Raw genomic sequence first — 15522 nt, 5'->3', positions numbered from 1 at the left:
GTCTTTTCTGATCAATCTTTTAATCGAGGTGATTTTGGATGAACTTTTGCAAAAGCTCGTACGATCCGGCTACCCTCCCCCCTCGCCTGCAGGTTCACCAATCCTGGTGGGCCATGAGAGGAATCGGAGATGAACGCGGGGAATGGTCTCTGGAAAAGAAGATTGCGAACATCGCCGAAGCCGGTTACAGCGGCATCATGGGCAGGCTGCCCGCCCCCGAAGAAGCGGAGCTCTGGCGTAAACTGCTGGATCAATATCAACTGGAATTCGGGATTGAGGCCTTTCCCGAAGATCCTGATGAGTTTGGCACATTTTTGCAGGAGGCCAAAGAGTTTGGCGTAAGCTATGTCAACGCACAGGTAAAGGATTCGTTCGTCGTGGGGGATGCGGCCGTGAAACGTTTGAGCGGCATCATCCAGGAAGGGAAAAAATGGAACATCCCTGTCTTTGTGGAAACGCATCGGGGACGGATCACACAGGACCTCCTGCGTACGGTCGAATACGCAGAAGCGCTTCCTGACCTGCGCTTTACCATCGATTTTTCCCACTATGTCCTGGCTGGCGAAATGCTTACCTCCCAGGAGCGGGCTGAGGATTGCTTTCAGCAATTATTGAAGCGTACATCCTGTATACATGGGCGCATCTCCAATGGACAACAAATTCAGGTGGATATCGGACCAGCGGGAGAACACCCGATGACAGAGCGGTTCCTGGCGTGGTGGAAACAGGGGATGAAAAATTGGCGACAGGAAGCGCAGCACGGGGATGTCCTGCCTTTTGTCTGCGAGCTGGGTCCTGTTCCGTATGCGATTGACCGGTATGGGTTCTGCACGAACAAAATGGAGGAGATCTCGAATCGCTGGGAGCAAGGATTGGTATTGAAGCAGTTGGCCCTTCAGGCTTGGCGTGAAGTACAGGAGGACGATGAAGCCGGGTTCTGATGGATCGGGCTTTTTTGGGTGTAGCCTCTGGTGGGCTTTTCTTTTACGAATATTTATCTGGGGAGCAAAAAAAAGACAGCCTTTTGCACAGAGTGGCTGTCTTTGATGCCCCAGAACAATTGGAACGAGGAATCGCTCCTTATTTTTTGTATCGGCGTGTGTTGAAACTTCTGAGATGGCCAAATTATGGTAAACAGGCATGCGCCTAAACGGCTTTATAGCTTCTCACCTTTGCATCATCGTGAATGTTCAAGGTGCCTGTATACTCCACTTCATCGATCTCGCAACCCTCTCCGATCGCGATGTTTTTCCCCCGCACCACTTTGGCGCGGGTATTCTCCAGGAAAATCTCGTCCCCTTCAATCACATCGGCTCTCAGCTCATGGGCCCCGCCAAAAAAGGATTTGATCAGCTTGTTTAAGCCAAACATTTTTCCTATGCGAATCGTGATGGTTTCGCCGCCGATCTCTCTAGCCCTCGCCTTTCCGTAAAGCTGGAAGTCAATCGTTCCTGCATTCAGCAGTCCATCGATGGTGAATCCACCCTTGCCGGTAAAAAGTTCTACTTCACAGTCCTGTGCAATGGAAACAGAGCCTTGAATCTCCATACTTTCCCCGGAAACCATGCCGCCAATGTCGCAAGAGCCGTTAACCACTACCTCTTTGAAGGCCAGGTTTCCCGAAACATCGATCGTACCGTGAACCTGTATCTTGTCCGCATTCACATGTCCCTGGATCGATGTCGTGCCATTTATCCGAATGCGCTCTGCCTTCACAGCTCCTTTGACATCAGAAGTGCCATTGCAGGTAAAGTTGATACAGTCCAGATCACTGGTTATCGTTCCCGCTCCGTTTATTTTTACTTCATCCACATAGCCGCCGGTCGCCGTGCCGGTTCCGTTGATAGTCACATTGCCTCTGGTTCTGGATTCCATCCTCGTCACCCTCCAATTAGACGATCTGTCGTTTCAATTCTTCGATGCAGCCTGTAATCTGTAATCTCCGTACGATTCTTGCGCTGTTTTCCACAAACACCTGACAGTCGCTTTCGATTAACAGGAAGGTGGAAATCCCCATTTTCCGAACAAATAGCAGGTCGAAGTTCTTCCCCTCCAGCGCTTCGGCGTGATCCTGGAAAATCTGGATCAGCATTTTCCCTTCGTCCAGATTGATCTCCCCTGTTTTCAGCATTTTATCCAGAACAAACAGATGCAGCAGCCGCTCAAAGGTGAACGCCTCGCTATCCCCCGTTTGTTCCAGGTAAAAATCAAGCGAAACGCTCGAAACAATGTTTCGCCGAACCAATTCATCTTTTGATAACGTCAGCTCCGCCGCATGGGGAGAGAACATATCGGCCAGCTCATCCAAAGATAAATCGTCCTTCATGTGCAAAATCTTGTCGATGCGAATCAAAATCTTATCCTTGGGAAAAAACGTTTCCTGACCTGTAAAGGTAGACTTGCGAATAAACCACTCCTCTGGAATCAATTGCTTCCGCTTCCACCGATACAATTGTCCATAAGAAATGCCGGTCAGTTCCAACAGTTCTTTCTTGGAGATTAATCCTGGTTCCATGGGAAGCACCTCCTGAAAACAATGTAACATAACATTGTTACGTTTGTAAATGCGGTTTTTTGTCCCTGTTTACTCCGCTCCACGACTCTTGCATTATTTTCCATGCATGCTGTCACCTGTCCCACACTTTTCTCTGTTTCCCTGGATTCTCCAATACCCAGCAGCACGCGGTTGGAGGCGGAAAGGCAGGACGCGCTGTGAACAGGGGAATGAACAGCAGACAAAGTTAAGGCCGGACAAAAACAAAAGCAAAAACAAAAACAAAGCGGTCATGATCGTTTTCTCCTCTCATCGGGGGACAAAAGTGCTGACCGCAAGCGGTTACATCCAATATAGTCATTTCACGGTAAAAATCGTAAAAAAGCACCCTTTTCGGGGTGCTTTTCTATCCCAGGACGGGCACTTCGAGGGCTGTCCGAATGTTTTGCAGATCGAGCTGAAATTGTTCTTTTTCATTCCAGGGGTGGTACCAGCCACGCTCGATCATGAACGCCGAGATTCGCTCATGCATGTCAATCGCTTCTTCCAAATGCCTGGTCAGTGTTGCTTTGATCTCGGGTGAACCCGCCTCGGTTACCGCCATGGCGTAGTTTCGCACACCGCTTTTTGCTGCAATTAAAAGATCCATGGCAATGACTTGATCGGTCATCACGTCAAAACCTATCAATTTCTCCAAAAAAATATTCATAGGCACATCTCCTATTGGGTCGCTTTTGTTAAAATGGCGCTGAGCTCCTGCAACTGACGGGTGGATACCATCACGTCTTGCTGCATGATGTCGATTAATTGCGGGTCCGAGACCAGCGCCTGCATGGTTTTTGACTTGGTCAAACAGATCGTTTTAAAGGCAGCGATTTCATGGACTTCCAAGGTTTCGTGCAGGGCGTATTCCAAGCTGTGCGACCTCCTATCATCGCGATTCTTTTATATGATGTTTAGCCGGGAAAACTCCCGCTTTAAGGTGTTAGCCTAAGCGGGAGAGTTCAAGGTTTGAGCACAACTTTAATACAGTTATCCTGTCTGGTATCAAATATTTCATAACCCCGCTTTGCTTCACTCAGTGGAATTACATGGGTAATGACATCCCCCGGATCAATCTTGCCGGTATCGATCAACTCATACATATAGGGCATGTAGTGGATAACCGGTGCCTGACCCGTACGAACCGTGACGTTCCTCTGGAAAATATCTCCGAGCGGAAATGCATTGTAGCGCCCGCCGTACACACCGGTTATCTGGATCGTGCCGCCTTTTCTCACGGCCTGTGAAGCAATGACAATCCCGCCCATCGCTCCGCCCTGCAGCTTGAGTCCGGAAGACAGCGCCTCCAACGGAGACATTTTGCCGCTCATCCCCGTGCAGTCAATGACCACATCTGCTCCGCCTTTTGTCATTTCCTTCAGGTGATTGCCGACATTCTCCTCCGCTTCTGCATTGACGATCTCTACGTTGTTCGTCCGTTTTGCATGCTGCAGACGATAATCCAAATAGTCGACCGCGATAACCCGTTTGGCCCCTTTGAACCAGGCGAATTTTTGTGCCAAAAGCCCGACTGGACCGCAGCCGATAACAATGACTGTGTCCCCTTCCTTCACCCCTGCATTATCGACGCTCCAAAAAGCCGTGGTCATGGCATCAGCGATCAGGCACAGTGTTTCGTCCGGATGCTCGCAGCTCTCCGGGATTTTAAAATGGGTAAAGTTCGCATACGGTACGCGCAAATACTCAGCTTGTCCGCCGGGATAGCCGCCTGTGGTGCCAGAGTAGCCAAAGTAGGCCCCCATCTCGCCATTTTCGTTTGCGTTATCGCACTGGCTCTCCAGATGATTTTTACAGTAGAAGCATTCACCGCACGCAATGTTGAAAGGGATGATGACACGATCACCCTTTTTCAATTTCGTCACACCAGGCCCTACCTCTTCGACGACACCCATCGGTTCATGCCCGATGACATAATCCTCCTGCAGATTGGGGATCATCCCGTGAAACAGATGTAAATCCGAACCGCAGATCGCTGTCGAGGTCAATCTGATGATCGCATCATCCGGTTTTTCAATTTTCGGGTCTGGTACCTCTTTGACAGCGACATTTTTGATTCCTTGGTAGGTAACGGCCTTCATGCCTGGCTCCCTCCCCTGTGCTCGTCCGGTGTGCGGTCGAACATTCCTTTGCGCGACGTATCTTCCGGAAACAGCTTCTGCTTGCTGATGGCCACTGTGTTGTCAGCAGACAGCATATCTAATTGGAATTGCTCGCCCAGCTCGGTAGGATGAAACCACTTTTTCCGAACCATCAGTTCTGTGATTTCCTGGTGAAGCGCAATCCCTTGATGGAGTTGTTTTCGAAGCAGAGCTCTCGCATCTGGAGAAACCGTTTCGGTCAGGGCTGTCGCGATATTTCGCACCCCTTCCTTCGCGCGGATCAGAAAATCCATGGCAAACGTCATGTCAGCCATCTCCGGCATGTTGAGCGAGTTCGCGGGATCGACATAGTCCATTTTGATCCGATCTGTCTGGTTCTTTGTTTGTGCTTGATTGAAAGTATCCGTCTGGTTCATCGCATAGTTCTCTTCGGATGTATCCGTCTGGTTCATCGTCATCAATGCTGTCCTCCATTCAAAATCGGAGTCGGCCGATATTCCGGGACCGGTGTCTGAAAGGGCGCTTTTACGTAAATCCCTTGCAATTCGGCGATGGCTTGCATGGATTGCTGCACGTCTTTTTGCATCAGGTCCTTTAGCTCCTGGTCAAAAACAAGGCCTTGCATCAGCTTCGATTTCACCAGACAAAGTGTTTTGAAGTTGAGCACTTCATGTATTTCCAATGCCTCGTGTGCGGCTAAGGACTGCTGGTAGATTGGCATGGATGCACCCCCAATTTCTGTTGACAATGGTATGATGTCCCGGGGGGGTTGTTGTATGCGTAACCACTCCTTTTGGCTGAAAAGGACTTTGACTGCAGTGAAGTGTTCTCATTTTAGAGGCAGGTGACGAAAACTCCTTTTCCTGCTGGGATGAAACGATCAGCCATACCACCGAAACATCGATACGAAAAAATGAAGCAAAACCTATTTACGAACCGATGGTCGGTATATATAATGGTGCTATCGATAGAAATGAAAAACGGAAGGGTTGGCAAGAAACCCTTCCGTCATTCCTGACAGGGAGATTGGAGGAATAATAATGGCACCGATGATTGCACTTGCTGTATCTTTTCTGTTTTTCTGGATAACCGGACTGCTCGGCTGGTCCTACTTCGCCGGCTGGCAACATCCACTTCAAGCAGGGGTAGCCGTCATGTTCCTTTTGACTGCTTCTGCCCACTGGGGAAAAAGAAGGCCTGATTTGACCCGAATGGTTCCGTCCGTGTTTCCAAGGCCCGAGCTGATGGTTACGATAACGGGTTGGCTGGAAATAGCCGGAGCCACCGGGATTCTTATCCCCGCTACATCCCGCGCTGCTGCCATCTGTCTGACGCTGATGCTGATTGCCATGTTTCCGGCTAATGTAAAGGCCGCCCGGGAAAAAATAACCATTGGGGGAAGACCAACCCCTCCCTTGTTTGTCCGAACCATCCTGCAAATCGTGTTTCTGACGGCTGTTCTTTTGGCGGGGTTTGGTTGATGCACCCTTATTTTACGTAAGATCCCGATAAGCAGGGAGTCCTTCCGCTCCCTCTGCTGCTTTAATAGCGTTCGCGACAGCCACAGCGAGTACCTCGGCAGACAGGGACCCGACGAGATTGACAGAAGCCTCTACACCGCCCGTCGCAACTGCAAAAATGGTATCCCCGTCACTCATGGTATGTACGGGGAAAATCGCTTTAGCTAGGCCGTTATGCGCCATCTGGGCGACTTTGTTTGCTTGGGTCTTGTTCAGATTGGCGTTGCTTGCCACCACCGCAATCGTGGTGTTGGTACCGCTGGGAACTGGTGGAGTGCTTTGCTCGATCATCCACGAGAGGGCGCTTTTGATGTTTCCGCCATCATCACGTGCCCCTGCCAACACCTTCCCTGTCACAGGGTCATGGACTTCTCCGACCGCATTGACCGCGACGATCGCTCCGATGACGAGGCCGTTTGGCAACTGGATTGAAGCAGAGCCTAGCCCGCCTTTCATCGCCCGTTTGCCCCCTGCCAGCTTGCCAACCGTTGCGCCGGTTCCCGCTCCTGCATTGCCCTGCTGAACGGGAGCTTTACTCGCTTTTTTGGCTGCTTCGTATCCCATCTTCTGGTCGGGTCGAACCTTGGGGCTGCCAAAGGACAGATCAAAAATAACGGCAGCGGGGACGATTGGAACGACGCCTACCCCCACGTTGTGCCCCATCCCTTGCTCTTCCAAATATCGCATTACACCACTGGCCGAGTCCAAGCCGTAAGCACTTCCGCCTGTCAGGACGATGGCATTCACCTTTTCCACCATATTGATGGGGTTGAGCAAATCCGTTTCACGGGTACCCGGAGCGGAGCCTCGTACATCGACACCACAAGGCGAGCCCTCTTCCAATACGACCACGGTGCACCCGGTCATTGCCTTTAGGTCCTGCATTTGGCCGACTTTCACTCCGGGTACATCCACAATCGTGCCGTCAGGCTTCAACAAATCGTCCAGTACTCCAACTGCAGGCAACGTGAGCGATTCTTCCGCCATCACGGAGCCAATCCCCAGTAAACTTCCGGGAACGGCCGCGGCCAAACCGAGCAGAGCTGTTTTTTGGAGGAATTCTCTGCGAGAGAAGGCGAGCGGCGATGAGTTCGGGGGGGTTGAGGCTGCGTGGTTGTTTGAAGCCGAAGCAGCGTGTTTGTCCGAAGCTGCACGGTTGTCCGAGGTTTCGTGGTTGTCCGAGGCTTCATAGTTGTCCCAGGCTACTTGGTTGTCCGAAGCTACGTGGTTGCCCGAGGCTGCGTGGTTGCCCGAGGCTTCGTTGTTGCCCGAAGCTGCGTGGTTGTCCAAGGCTGCACGGTTGTCCGAAGCTACGTGGTTGCCCGACGCTGCGTGATTGCCCGAAGCTCGATGCTCAACGAAATTAGCTTGACCGGATAAAGCGGCTAGTCCTTCCTGGTCGCGAACTGTCGGATCCAAAAACTCATGTTTCATCTCTTTCCCCACCTTTTCAACCGTTTTTGGTACAGTAGTTTTCTGAATAATCGCAATATTTAGTTCCTATAATCGATGGTAGCGGAAAAATAATGGTCTATCAATTGTTTGGTGTGCTGCTGTTAAGAAAATGGTAGAAAAGTAGCAGGGCGTGCAAATGAAAAAAGCACCCCTCAGGGTGCGTAGTTGTAAGTTATGGACAATTGGGGACAAATGATGATTACGTTATCGACTTTCGTTATTGCTATCTTAGCAGCTTGTTTTCCTTACGGATCATAAAATACCTGCAGCCTTGCGAAGGGCATTGGCAGCATAATGGGCCGCTGCCTGTACTTGTTTATCGGCACTGGCTGTCCAGATTGCTCCGAGGACCGCGATGACCTTTTCCGCAGCGTGTTTCTCTACCTCTGTCTTTTCTACGGGGTTCTTCTTTGTGGAATCCTTGTCTATAGCATTCTTTTCCTCTTCGCGAATGATGTCGTCGTAGCGGTGCAGCTGATATTTTTCAATCAGAGCGATCAGCTTGTCGGGATAATTCGGATCGGTGGCATAACCGCCCTTCCAGATTGCTTGGCAAGCGACTTTGTAGTCAGCTCCCAGGACCCCGTGGTAGCGTGTAGGCTTGTCCCGCGTTCCGTTCAGGATTAGGCTGGCATGGTCCTCAATGGATTCTGCCCAGGTGTGGTATTTGCGAAAAGCGGCTTGTAACTCTACCATTTTCCCGTTTTGATATTCTTTTGTGGGCATCTGGACGCTCCCGGCGGGGCCTGTTCCTTTCATTCCAAAAAGATTGTTTGCTTTTTGCGTTAAGCCGCTCGTTCCCCACGCCGATTCCAGGATGGCTTGCGCGATGGTAAGCGATGCCGGGATGCCTGTTTTTTTCATGTTTGCCATGGCGGGATCTGCGACTTTTGTGATGAAGGTTTGCTGACTCACCGTTTCCCCTCTCCTTTCTCTCTCAGCATTTCGACTGCCAGTTGAAGCGCCTTGGGAACTGGCAGACCGATGCGACCAGCATTCTCGATAATGGATAAAAGCTCGTTGGCCAGGTAGAAAAAGATTGTCACATCTCGCATGAAATGCTGGTCGCCCAGTGCGGCATCGATCAAATTTGCGATCGCGACCATGGCGAAGATAAATACCTTCCGCGCGATGCCCTCATAACCGACGCCGCTGCGCAGTTTCCCCTCGATGCCCGCTGCAACCATCCCGCTCAAATAATCCAGGATGACAAAAGCTAACAGCACACCGAGCAGCGTCGACCATCCGCCAAACAGGTAGGTAACGGAAGCGCCGCTCAAGGCGAGGATTGTTTTCACGATTCCTTCCATACCGTTCTCCTCCTTTCTGTCAGGAACGAAAAAGGAGCCGCTCGAAGCCGCTCCTTTTTCAAACTCAGTATTATGGAATCTTTCATTGTTTTATTGCTTTCTTGCTGGTTAAGTCTCATTGATGTTCATTTGTTTTCCAGTTGATTTTCGATAGATTGCTTATTCGTTTTACAGCAACTACTCGCTAGTTTATCGCTCTCCATCAGATTCCAATCGCAGCTGTACCTCTTCGCGAATTTGCACGGGCACCTGCTCGATGGTCTTTACTCCTTCCCGGATCAGGATGCAATAGATCTTTACCATAGATTGCATCAGGCACTCCCTCCCTCTGTTTCCTTACCTGCCAGCAACATCTCATACAGCTCCGTTACCGCCAGCATCAGCTCCCGGTTTTCTTGCTCCAGTTTCTGTACTTTGGCGCTTGGCGTATCCCGCTCTTCGCTCTGAATTTGTGAAATCGGTTTTCGATTTTGAAAGATCAATCAAATGCACCTCCAAAGCCGTTGAGAATAACCCGCCCGGTTGCGGTTCCCTTGTCGAAGCTGATGCGGATATTGATGCCCCAGTTTGCGGCTGTTTTCGTCTGGTTGGTAAAGATATAGCCTCTTCCCGCCTTAACCGATCCGGTCATATCTTCGTAAGTGGGAGCTTTGTCAAAAGCGTTGTTGCAGACTTCTACCTTTTCCAGACTGGCACCTGGAGGAATGACGGCATCCAGAGTGACGAGGATGCGTGTCGGTCTGGCATCGCAGGTAAAGCGCTCCCGGTTCACGGGGTTGTCCATATTGAGTTCGAACTCGATGCGCGACTCCGTTCGCGTAAAGGTATAGATGCGTTCTGAGAACATGCCTTTGCTGTCTGTGGCTCTGATTTTGATTTCATGCGGAACACCGGGTTCAAGACGAAGCCATGTGGCTGGGTCGATCTTGATTTCATAGGTTTGGCCTTCTTTTCCTGAAAAGGTTTTCGTCTGCTTGCCGTTTCGGTACTCCGTGACAGTGAAGGTATCCTTTTCGGGCTCTGTGACGGAGTAGCTGACGACAGGGGGCACACTCACAATTCCGAGATTGGTATCTTTGCCGCTGATGACGGGCGGACGGTTGTGGATCACTCTGAACTTTCTAATGATTTCCGCTGATTTTCCGCCTTGATTGTCTTCGGCCCAGACTGTCAGGGTATGGTCGATGTTTTCGGCCAGGTTGGCTCCAGTAATGTCAGTGGAGCCGTCCCAGAGGCGTTTGTCCCTGAATGTCAGGCTTTTGGAAAAGGATATGGGCGTACTGCCGTCAGAGACGCCGGAGCCTGCGTTTCTTGCCGCGCTGTTGTTGATTTTGTATTTGATTAGGACGTTGTCGTTTGGGTCGGGATCTAAAGCACTGCCCTGAAGCCGTAGAGAGCTATTTTCGGTTAGTGTTTGATTATCTTGTGTAGATAGGGTTAATGTTGGTGCAGAATTATCCTCATACTCCACCGTTACTGTGTATTGATAATAGTCGGCGTAGGTTCTTGTATCGCTAGCTGGTTTTGTAACGGGACCACTATAAGTCGCTCTCCAATCGAAGGAAGAATCTACCGCGGTTTGCCCCTTAGTCGGATTTTGTGGTAGAGGATGTTGAGTAATTCCACTTGTCCTTTCAAAACCAGTTCTGGTTAACGTCCCAGTATAACCACCGCTTGAATAGCTGATTGAAGAAGAAGCTTGACCCGATTCATGAGAATAATCCCAATTAGCCCCATCCCATTTGTAGTAAATGTAACCTTTGCCTGTTCTAGTATCCGTAACATCTTTTGTATCAGCTGGTGTATATGATCCACCCGTTTGAACCCTTCGAGAAACTGCCCCACCCGAAAGATTAAAAGTGATCGTTTCTCCGCTCACCGAGTAAGTAACGCTACCTGTATTTACGGTTACTCTTTTAACTGACTTCAATCGTAGAATGTCTAGTGTCCTTGTTTGTGATCGAGAGGTACTCTCGGGAAAAGTATTCACTTTTGTTGCCATGATGTACATCTCCCATCCATATTGTTATTGATTATCTTAAAACCTATTAGCCACATAAGCCCTTTTAACAAATTTACACCTCCAGCCTACTAGCGGCTTCATTGTAAAACCCCCGCTTCAAAGTGATAGCATCAAGGGAATCCAAATCCTCATAAAAATGATTGTGTTTAAAGTTATCCGGAAAAATTGATTCAATCAGTAAAATGCGGTTTCTTAGAAGTGAAAGTTCCGCTTGCAACTCAGATCGGGAAATATGCATCTCTTTGTCATGGACATGACGCTCGAAAACATCAACCGTAACAAGGGCTTTTTCGTCAATCAGTGCTGTTACTTCGGCAGCATTTCCAATCACCGTTATAAACCGAATAATCTCCTCAACGACATCAGCCCCATTTCCTTGCGGCAAATAGTCGGCCTGTTCACCCGCATAAGCAACGGCATAGAGGAGTTCTTCTTCCTCCTCTTCGGGGTTTCGGGCAAACAAACCAATCTCTCTGAGATAGAAACCAGAAGCCAGGTCCTGGTTATTTAAAGCGGCGGTTATCGCTGTTTGCCCTTCCCCCGTATTTTTCATATTTATAATCGGAAGTGATTTCCTTTCATTTACCAGCTTTTTCAGTGTACGAAGCTCTTCTTCTATATACCCATCACCAATGCCGATCCGCGTAAATTGGATGGTCGCTTCACCTAATTGCGCCTTTGTTTGCAGTGCGAGACCTTGCACCGTGAGTACCGATCCGTTAAATTTTCCCATCTCATGCACCTCCCGTATCATTCGCTGGTTTAATCGTCGAAATTTTCATCGTCGCCACTGCTCCGCCTATAAACAATTCCAGACGGTTATCCCGCCGTACGGCGATAGATTCCAGACGGCTCCGTTTGTTTTTTACCGAATGAATCGCACGGATTAACTCCGCCAACTTCTTCTCACTCGTAATCCGATCCGTCGTCATCACCTTAAAATAATAAGGCTCCCCGCCATACTCAAACCACTCCGAAACCACCGAATCGTCAAAGGCGGCAGATACAACCTGATCCACCGCCCATGGGGTTCCTTTCCGCTTATGCGCTTCGCCTGCGTACCGGACGAGCTCCCGCTTTTTCTCCAGCGGCAGGGTCGTGTCATAAAAGTCGATATGCCGTTGCCACGCCAGCAAATCGACGACATCCTCGGGGAGCTCATCCAATCTCGGCAAAAGCACGGTTTCGGCGATGGCTCTTGATATGGTCTGAATTTCCGGCGTAATCGCTTCGGCCAAAGCCTGCACTCCCCGATCTTTTTTCAAACTTTCGGGCAGGATGTCCAGCAGCGCGACAGAATAGATATCAGTCATGCTCCAACCCCCTATACTCGATACGAACCAGCTTGTCCTGCGCCACCTGGTAAGGCTCGATTTTCTGATAGACGGGCAACGCCACGTCTACGCGCTTGGCTCCGGCGTTCTTCATCCGGGCGACAAGCTCGGAGGGGTCGATATCCCTTCCTTGCTTTGATTTTTGCCATTGCAGGTAGTCTAGAACGGCTTGGTCGACCCTTGTCTGTACCTGGGTGGCAATCGTGCTGTGGGACGCACTGATCCAATAATGCACGGTCAAATCGTAGAAAATGGCTTCAGGAGCAGCCACTTCTACTTTGTCGGTGAGCGGGCGAACCTTTCGCTCGTTGCAGGCCGCATAGACCAGATCGAGGATTTCCTGTTCGGGGATTACCCCTCCTTCCAAAAGCGGCCGAATCTCAACAACTCCTGGAGACGGACTGAGTACGGAGACATCGACGATTAAGGGACTGGCTGTCCGCGCCCAGTAGACGTACGCCCCCTCCGGTCCGGCTACGGAAAAGCGCTCTGGCGCTTGATGAATGCGCTCCGCATAGGGGTCGTCTTCCTCCTCGTCGGCCCCGCCCTCGCTCTTCGTCAGATTTTCCACAGACTGGACCCAGGGAAGCGGGTCAACCAGTTGCTTCAATTGCCCGGGCAGGTACCCATTTCCGATTTTGCCCGGCACCGTGCATTGCACCTCGGCATCGACATAGGACTGTCCGCTTTTGACAAATACCTCCTTGGTTGTAGCGAAATAAACGCCATCTCCCGCCGTGACGCGAGTGCCGGTGCGAATGATTTGCGGCAGGAGCACAGTCAGGTGAAAACGGACGGTTGTCTTGGCATACGTCGGCTTCAGCCGGGGAGTATCGTTGTCGGCACCGAGATGATCCAGAAAAGGACCGCTGGCATAGCCCAGCAGGTTTTGCTTGGCACTGTAATCGATCAGGGAGCGCTGCTGTGCCAGAAGAGCTACGATGGCCTGGATAAATTTTCGCCGGGGGTCCGCCTGTGCCAGCTTGACGCCCATTTCCTGCTCAAATCTGCCGACAATCTCTGCTTCAATTTGCTGTGCTGATTTCTCAGCAAATGTTACCTCAGGTAGAGAAAATCTCGTCATGTACCCTCACCTTCACAATTGGTTTTAGTGATCCGCTGAGTCCGTCCGCCTGAAAGCTTACATCTACGACGCGGGCTCGCGGTTCGTATTCGTGAATCGCCGCTGTGATCCGGGCAGCTACCCTCGCTTTTCCCAGAGGAAGCGGCGCATCCACAGCGTCGGGATTCCAGGCAAATGATCGGTCCAGCGGACAAGAATGCGCCGTGGTCGACAGGATCATCGCAACATTTTGCAAGATCATCTCCACCCCGGCGGCTCCAAAATCGATGCCGTTCTGCTTTGCTAGTACCAGATATTCCATTAGCACTTCTCCTCACCGCCTCATGTATTCTTCCAGCGTTACATCTGCTTCTCCAACAAGCAGCCGCCCCGCCCCATCCACCAGCGTCCAGCCCTGCTTGACCGATTTCACGATCCACTGGTCCATCCCGAGTGCTATGCCCCCGATGATCAATGTCTCGGCGACACCGGAGCGGCACATCTCCAGGAGTCTGTCCATCTCCTGCTTGGGATTCATCCCCTGCTGAACGTCAAAACGCATCCGAAAGCTGATTTCATCCAGCTCCGGCCCGAGAAATTCAGACAAAGGCTTCCTGCCCAACAGCCCGTGAGTCGCCCATCTGGATGAGGCCGAGCGGGAAAAGTCTTGAAAGGTGCGCACTTTTTCCGATGACACTTCAAAAACCAACTCGCCAAAGCTGCCAATTACCCCATGTTACGCACCTCCTTTATGTGGTTCATTGACGATCAGGCGACCGTTGAGTACAACGATGCCATCCGGTTTCTCCAGATCGATCGTCAGCGTATGCGTTTTTTGGTCGTACTCGATCCATGCCCCGTCCGCAAAGCGCAGATGACGCTTGCCAGCATCACGGACAGGCGGTTTGTCTTCCTTGTTGAAGCAGCTTCCAAGGATAAAGCCCTGGGCGTTTCCATTGGGGAGAAACAGGCAGAGCACCTGCTCCCCGGGTACAGGCAGCCAGTAGTCTTTCGTCAGAAGCGAGCCCCGGCCGATGACATCCAGCTCATGGGAGACGACATTTGTCTGGTCCTCAAAGGTGACCCGTGCCGTGCTTCGCTCGGGGTATACAGATGAGACGCGGCCTACCCGTATCATGTTTTTCACAAATGGATTCATGCGTACCCCTCCAGACATCTTCGCAGCTCCAGACTTGTTTCATAACCGCTTCCCTGACTGTGCGTCGCCTGGGTGATGATGTATTTGCCGTCAAAAAAGCCAAAACCCGCCACCATCACCGTGCAGCCGGCGACAAAACGGGTATCTCCTGCCATCGTCAGGGACAGCGTCATCGCTTCTTTGTTTGACTCGCGCAGCTTTTGTTTGGCCAGCCGCTGTGCTTCGCCAAGGGAAGCGACACGCTCATTCACGCGCAGCGTTCGGCCTGTTTTGGGCGCATTGGCGGGAGCAAAGGTATACGAGAAGTTCTTTTTCTCTTTGGCGCTGTAATACTCCACGCGGCAGGCTTGATAAACACCGCTGGTCGTAGTGGATGCCCGAAAGGAGGTCAATCGGCTCTGTCCTTTGCTGATTGTCGCAATCGGGGGCAATCGTTCATATTTTTCCTCTTCAAAAATGGCCATTTGCGTACCGGTCACCTTCAGGCAGTACCCGGCTTCACTGCAGAGACGCATGAGAAAGACCAGATCTGTTTCTTCGGTTTGCTCCACCCGGTCCAGCTCGGGATCTGTCTCTGCCTCAAAGAGCAGACTGAGCCCGGCACCGCTGGCTTTGTCCCTCGCAATGACGGATAGCTTCGTCTGCTCCCATGCCTGGTTTTTCTTTTCTCCGCGCAGGGAAGAGGTCTCCGGGACAGAGATCGCTTTGACTGTCACCGTGGCGGGCGGAAATTCAAATTCCACTTCATCAATTTCAAAACTGCCCAGTGGGAGGCGTTCGGTTTTGCCAGTCTCGTTCCAATTTTCACACAGAATGCTCGCCTGGAGCGCCGCCCCCGTATCCGGCATCCAACTGCCGCTCCAAAGCTGATGCTTATCCTCCAGCGTAATCTGCAAGTCATCTGCCTGCCCGCTCAAATTATCCGTATAGGTCCAGCCCAGGACATGCGGCCGCAAATCAGCGGAAATCTCTTTGTTCTCGTACCATACCTGAAGCATGGCT

Annotated in this window: 21 protein-coding genes and 1 pseudogene; 2 read left to right on the top strand and 20 right to left on the bottom strand. The window is 51.0% G+C overall.

What is annotated here, in order from left to right; translation table 11 throughout:
- Positions 1–38 precede the first annotated feature (38 nt).
- The gene (locus NDK47_RS09415; protein ID WP_251874568.1) at positions 39–941 is read left to right on the top strand and encodes a sugar phosphate isomerase/epimerase family protein; all 903 of its coding nucleotides are present in this window, start codon (positions 39–41) and stop codon (positions 939–941) included.
- 205 nt (positions 942–1146) lie between these two features.
- Here NDK47_RS09415 and NDK47_RS09410 read toward each other — a convergent pair whose 3' ends face one another.
- From NDK47_RS09410 to NDK47_RS09380, 7 genes are all read right to left on the bottom strand, one after another.
- Entirely contained in the window at positions 1147–1875 is a 729-nt protein-coding gene (locus tag NDK47_RS09410; protein WP_251874567.1) for a polymer-forming cytoskeletal protein, read from the bottom strand.
- Positions 1876–1891: 16 nt separating this feature from the next.
- Positions 1892–2515 carry a YhbD family protein gene (locus NDK47_RS09405; RefSeq protein ID WP_251874566.1) on the bottom strand — a complete coding sequence of 208 codons (624 nt, stop codon included), beginning with the start codon at positions 2513–2515 and terminating at the stop codon, positions 1892–1894.
- A 385-nt stretch (positions 2516–2900) separates the two neighbouring features.
- Positions 2901–3203, bottom strand: a complete 303-nt coding sequence (locus tag NDK47_RS09400) for a spore coat protein (RefSeq protein ID WP_251874565.1) — start codon at positions 3201–3203, stop codon at positions 2901–2903.
- Positions 3204–3214: 11 nt separating this feature from the next.
- Positions 3215–3409 carry a hypothetical protein gene (locus NDK47_RS09395; RefSeq protein WP_251874564.1) on the bottom strand — a complete coding sequence of 65 codons (195 nt, stop codon included), beginning with the start codon at positions 3407–3409 and terminating at the stop codon, positions 3215–3217.
- 89 nt (positions 3410–3498) lie between these two features.
- The gene (locus NDK47_RS09390) at positions 3499–4635 is read right to left on the bottom strand and encodes a zinc-dependent alcohol dehydrogenase (protein ID WP_251874563.1); all 1137 of its coding nucleotides are present in this window, start codon (positions 4633–4635) and stop codon (positions 3499–3501) included.
- Positions 4632–5012, bottom strand: a complete 381-nt coding sequence (locus NDK47_RS09385; RefSeq protein ID WP_407653432.1) for a spore coat protein — start codon at positions 5010–5012, stop codon at positions 4632–4634. Before NDK47_RS09385 ends, NDK47_RS09390 begins: the two co-directional genes overlap by 4 nt.
- Before the next feature lie 101 nt (positions 5013–5113).
- Complete coding sequence (locus NDK47_RS09380; RefSeq protein WP_251876082.1) at positions 5114–5371, bottom strand: spore gernimation protein GerQ; 258 nt, start codon at positions 5369–5371, stop codon at positions 5114–5116.
- 325 nt (positions 5372–5696) lie between these two features.
- On the opposite strand from NDK47_RS09380, the gene NDK47_RS09375 reads away from it, so the two are divergent.
- Entirely contained in the window at positions 5697–6137 is a 441-nt protein-coding gene (locus tag NDK47_RS09375; RefSeq protein ID WP_251874562.1) for a DoxX family protein, read from the top strand.
- A gap of 12 nt (positions 6138–6149) precedes the next feature.
- Here NDK47_RS09375 and NDK47_RS09370 read toward each other — a convergent pair.
- The 13 genes and pseudogenes from NDK47_RS09370 to NDK47_RS09310 form a co-directional block, all read right to left on the bottom strand.
- Positions 6150–7247, bottom strand: a pseudogene (locus tag NDK47_RS09370) (P1 family peptidase); the annotation flags it as partial.
- Positions 7248–7883: 636 nt separating this feature from the next.
- Entirely contained in the window at positions 7884–8546 is a 663-nt protein-coding gene (locus NDK47_RS09365) for a glycoside hydrolase family 73 protein (RefSeq protein WP_251874561.1), read from the bottom strand.
- Complete coding sequence (locus tag NDK47_RS09360) at positions 8543–8941, bottom strand: phage holin family protein (protein ID WP_251874560.1); 399 nt, start codon at positions 8939–8941, stop codon at positions 8543–8545. Before NDK47_RS09360 ends, NDK47_RS09365 begins: the two co-directional genes overlap by 4 nt.
- Before the next feature lie 189 nt (positions 8942–9130).
- A complete protein-coding gene (locus tag NDK47_RS09355; RefSeq protein WP_251874559.1) occupies positions 9131–9253 on the bottom strand; it encodes a CD1375 family protein in 123 nt (40 codons plus the stop codon).
- The gene (locus NDK47_RS09350) at positions 9253–9423 is read right to left on the bottom strand and encodes a hypothetical protein (RefSeq protein WP_251874558.1); all 171 of its coding nucleotides are present in this window, start codon (positions 9421–9423) and stop codon (positions 9253–9255) included. Before NDK47_RS09350 ends, NDK47_RS09355 begins: the two co-directional genes overlap by 1 nt.
- A complete protein-coding gene (locus NDK47_RS09345) occupies positions 9420–10943 on the bottom strand; it encodes a hypothetical protein (protein ID WP_251874557.1) in 1524 nt (507 codons plus the stop codon). The genes NDK47_RS09350 and NDK47_RS09345 overlap by 4 nt, the downstream gene beginning before the upstream one ends.
- A gap of 73 nt (positions 10944–11016) precedes the next feature.
- Positions 11017–11697, bottom strand: a complete 681-nt coding sequence (locus NDK47_RS09340; protein ID WP_251874556.1) for a phage tail-collar fiber domain-containing protein — start codon at positions 11695–11697, stop codon at positions 11017–11019.
- A 1-nt stretch (position 11698) separates the two neighbouring features.
- Positions 11699–12277 (bottom strand): phage tail protein I, encoded by a 579-nt coding sequence (locus NDK47_RS09335; protein WP_251874555.1) that lies wholly within the window; start codon positions 12275–12277, stop codon positions 11699–11701.
- Complete coding sequence (locus NDK47_RS09330; RefSeq protein WP_251874554.1) at positions 12270–13382, bottom strand: baseplate assembly protein; 1113 nt, start codon at positions 13380–13382, stop codon at positions 12270–12272. Before NDK47_RS09330 ends, NDK47_RS09335 begins: the two co-directional genes overlap by 8 nt.
- Positions 13360–13683 carry a GPW/gp25 family protein gene (locus NDK47_RS09325; protein WP_251874553.1) on the bottom strand — a complete coding sequence of 108 codons (324 nt, stop codon included), beginning with the start codon at positions 13681–13683 and terminating at the stop codon, positions 13360–13362. The genes NDK47_RS09330 and NDK47_RS09325 overlap by 23 nt, the downstream gene beginning before the upstream one ends.
- A gap of 12 nt (positions 13684–13695) precedes the next feature.
- Positions 13696–14043, bottom strand: a complete 348-nt coding sequence (locus NDK47_RS09320) for a phage tail protein (protein WP_251876078.1) — start codon at positions 14041–14043, stop codon at positions 13696–13698.
- A gap of 54 nt (positions 14044–14097) precedes the next feature.
- Complete coding sequence (locus NDK47_RS09315) at positions 14098–14520, bottom strand: phage baseplate assembly protein V (RefSeq protein WP_251874552.1); 423 nt, start codon at positions 14518–14520, stop codon at positions 14098–14100.
- Entirely contained in the window at positions 14517–15518 is a 1002-nt protein-coding gene (locus NDK47_RS09310) for a phage late control D family protein (protein WP_251874551.1), read from the bottom strand. The genes NDK47_RS09315 and NDK47_RS09310 overlap by 4 nt, the downstream gene beginning before the upstream one ends.
- Positions 15519–15522: the final 4 nt, after the last annotated feature.

Origin of the sequence: Brevibacillus ruminantium, assembly GCF_023746555.1 — a bacterium.
Classification (GTDB): domain Bacteria; phylum Bacillota; class Bacilli; order Brevibacillales; family Brevibacillaceae; genus Brevibacillus; species Brevibacillus ruminantium.
Note: the sequence above shows the minus strand (reverse complement) of the source record. Positions and strands in the feature narration are given on the sequence as shown.

Excerpts from the sequence above, each read along its gene's own strand:
- NDK47_RS09415 (WP_251874568.1), top strand. The coding sequence starts at position 39 with ATGAACTTTTGCAAAAGCTCGTACGATCCGGCTACCCTCCCCCCTCGC.
- NDK47_RS09410 (WP_251874567.1), bottom strand. The coding sequence starts at position 1,875 with ATGGAATCCAGAACCAGAGGCAATGTGACTATCAACGGAACCGGCACG.
- NDK47_RS09405 (WP_251874566.1), bottom strand. The coding sequence starts at position 2,515 with ATGGAACCAGGATTAATCTCCAAGAAAGAACTGTTGGAACTGACCGGC.
- NDK47_RS09400 (WP_251874565.1), bottom strand. The coding sequence starts at position 3,203 with ATGAATATTTTTTTGGAGAAATTGATAGGTTTTGACGTGATGACCGAT.
- NDK47_RS09390 (WP_251874563.1), bottom strand. The coding sequence starts at position 4,635 with ATGAAGGCCGTTACCTACCAAGGAATCAAAAATGTCGCTGTCAAAGAG.
- NDK47_RS09385 (WP_407653432.1), bottom strand. The coding sequence starts at position 5,012 with ATGGACTATGTCGATCCCGCGAACTCGCTCAACATGCCGGAGATGGCT.
- NDK47_RS09375 (WP_251874562.1), top strand. The coding sequence starts at position 5,697 with ATGGCACCGATGATTGCACTTGCTGTATCTTTTCTGTTTTTCTGGATA.
- NDK47_RS09360 (WP_251874560.1), bottom strand. The coding sequence starts at position 8,941 with ATGGAAGGAATCGTGAAAACAATCCTCGCCTTGAGCGGCGCTTCCGTT.
- NDK47_RS09355 (WP_251874559.1), bottom strand. The coding sequence starts at position 9,253 with ATGCAATCTATGGTAAAGATCTATTGCATCCTGATCCGGGAAGGAGTA.
- NDK47_RS09345 (WP_251874557.1), bottom strand. The coding sequence starts at position 10,943 with ATGGCAACAAAAGTGAATACTTTTCCCGAGAGTACCTCTCGATCACAA.
- NDK47_RS09340 (WP_251874556.1), bottom strand. The coding sequence starts at position 11,697 with ATGGGAAAATTTAACGGATCGGTACTCACGGTGCAAGGTCTCGCACTG.
- NDK47_RS09335 (WP_251874555.1), bottom strand. The coding sequence starts at position 12,277 with ATGACTGATATCTATTCTGTCGCGCTGCTGGACATCCTGCCCGAAAGT.
- NDK47_RS09330 (WP_251874554.1), bottom strand. The coding sequence starts at position 13,382 with ATGACGAGATTTTCTCTACCTGAGGTAACATTTGCTGAGAAATCAGCA.
- NDK47_RS09325 (WP_251874553.1), bottom strand. The coding sequence starts at position 13,683 with ATGGAATATCTGGTACTAGCAAAGCAGAACGGCATCGATTTTGGAGCC.
- NDK47_RS09315 (WP_251874552.1), bottom strand. The coding sequence starts at position 14,520 with ATGAATCCATTTGTGAAAAACATGATACGGGTAGGCCGCGTCTCATCT.
- NDK47_RS09310 (WP_251874551.1), bottom strand. The coding sequence starts at position 15,518 with ATGCTTCAGGTATGGTACGAGAACAAAGAGATTTCCGCTGATTTGCGG.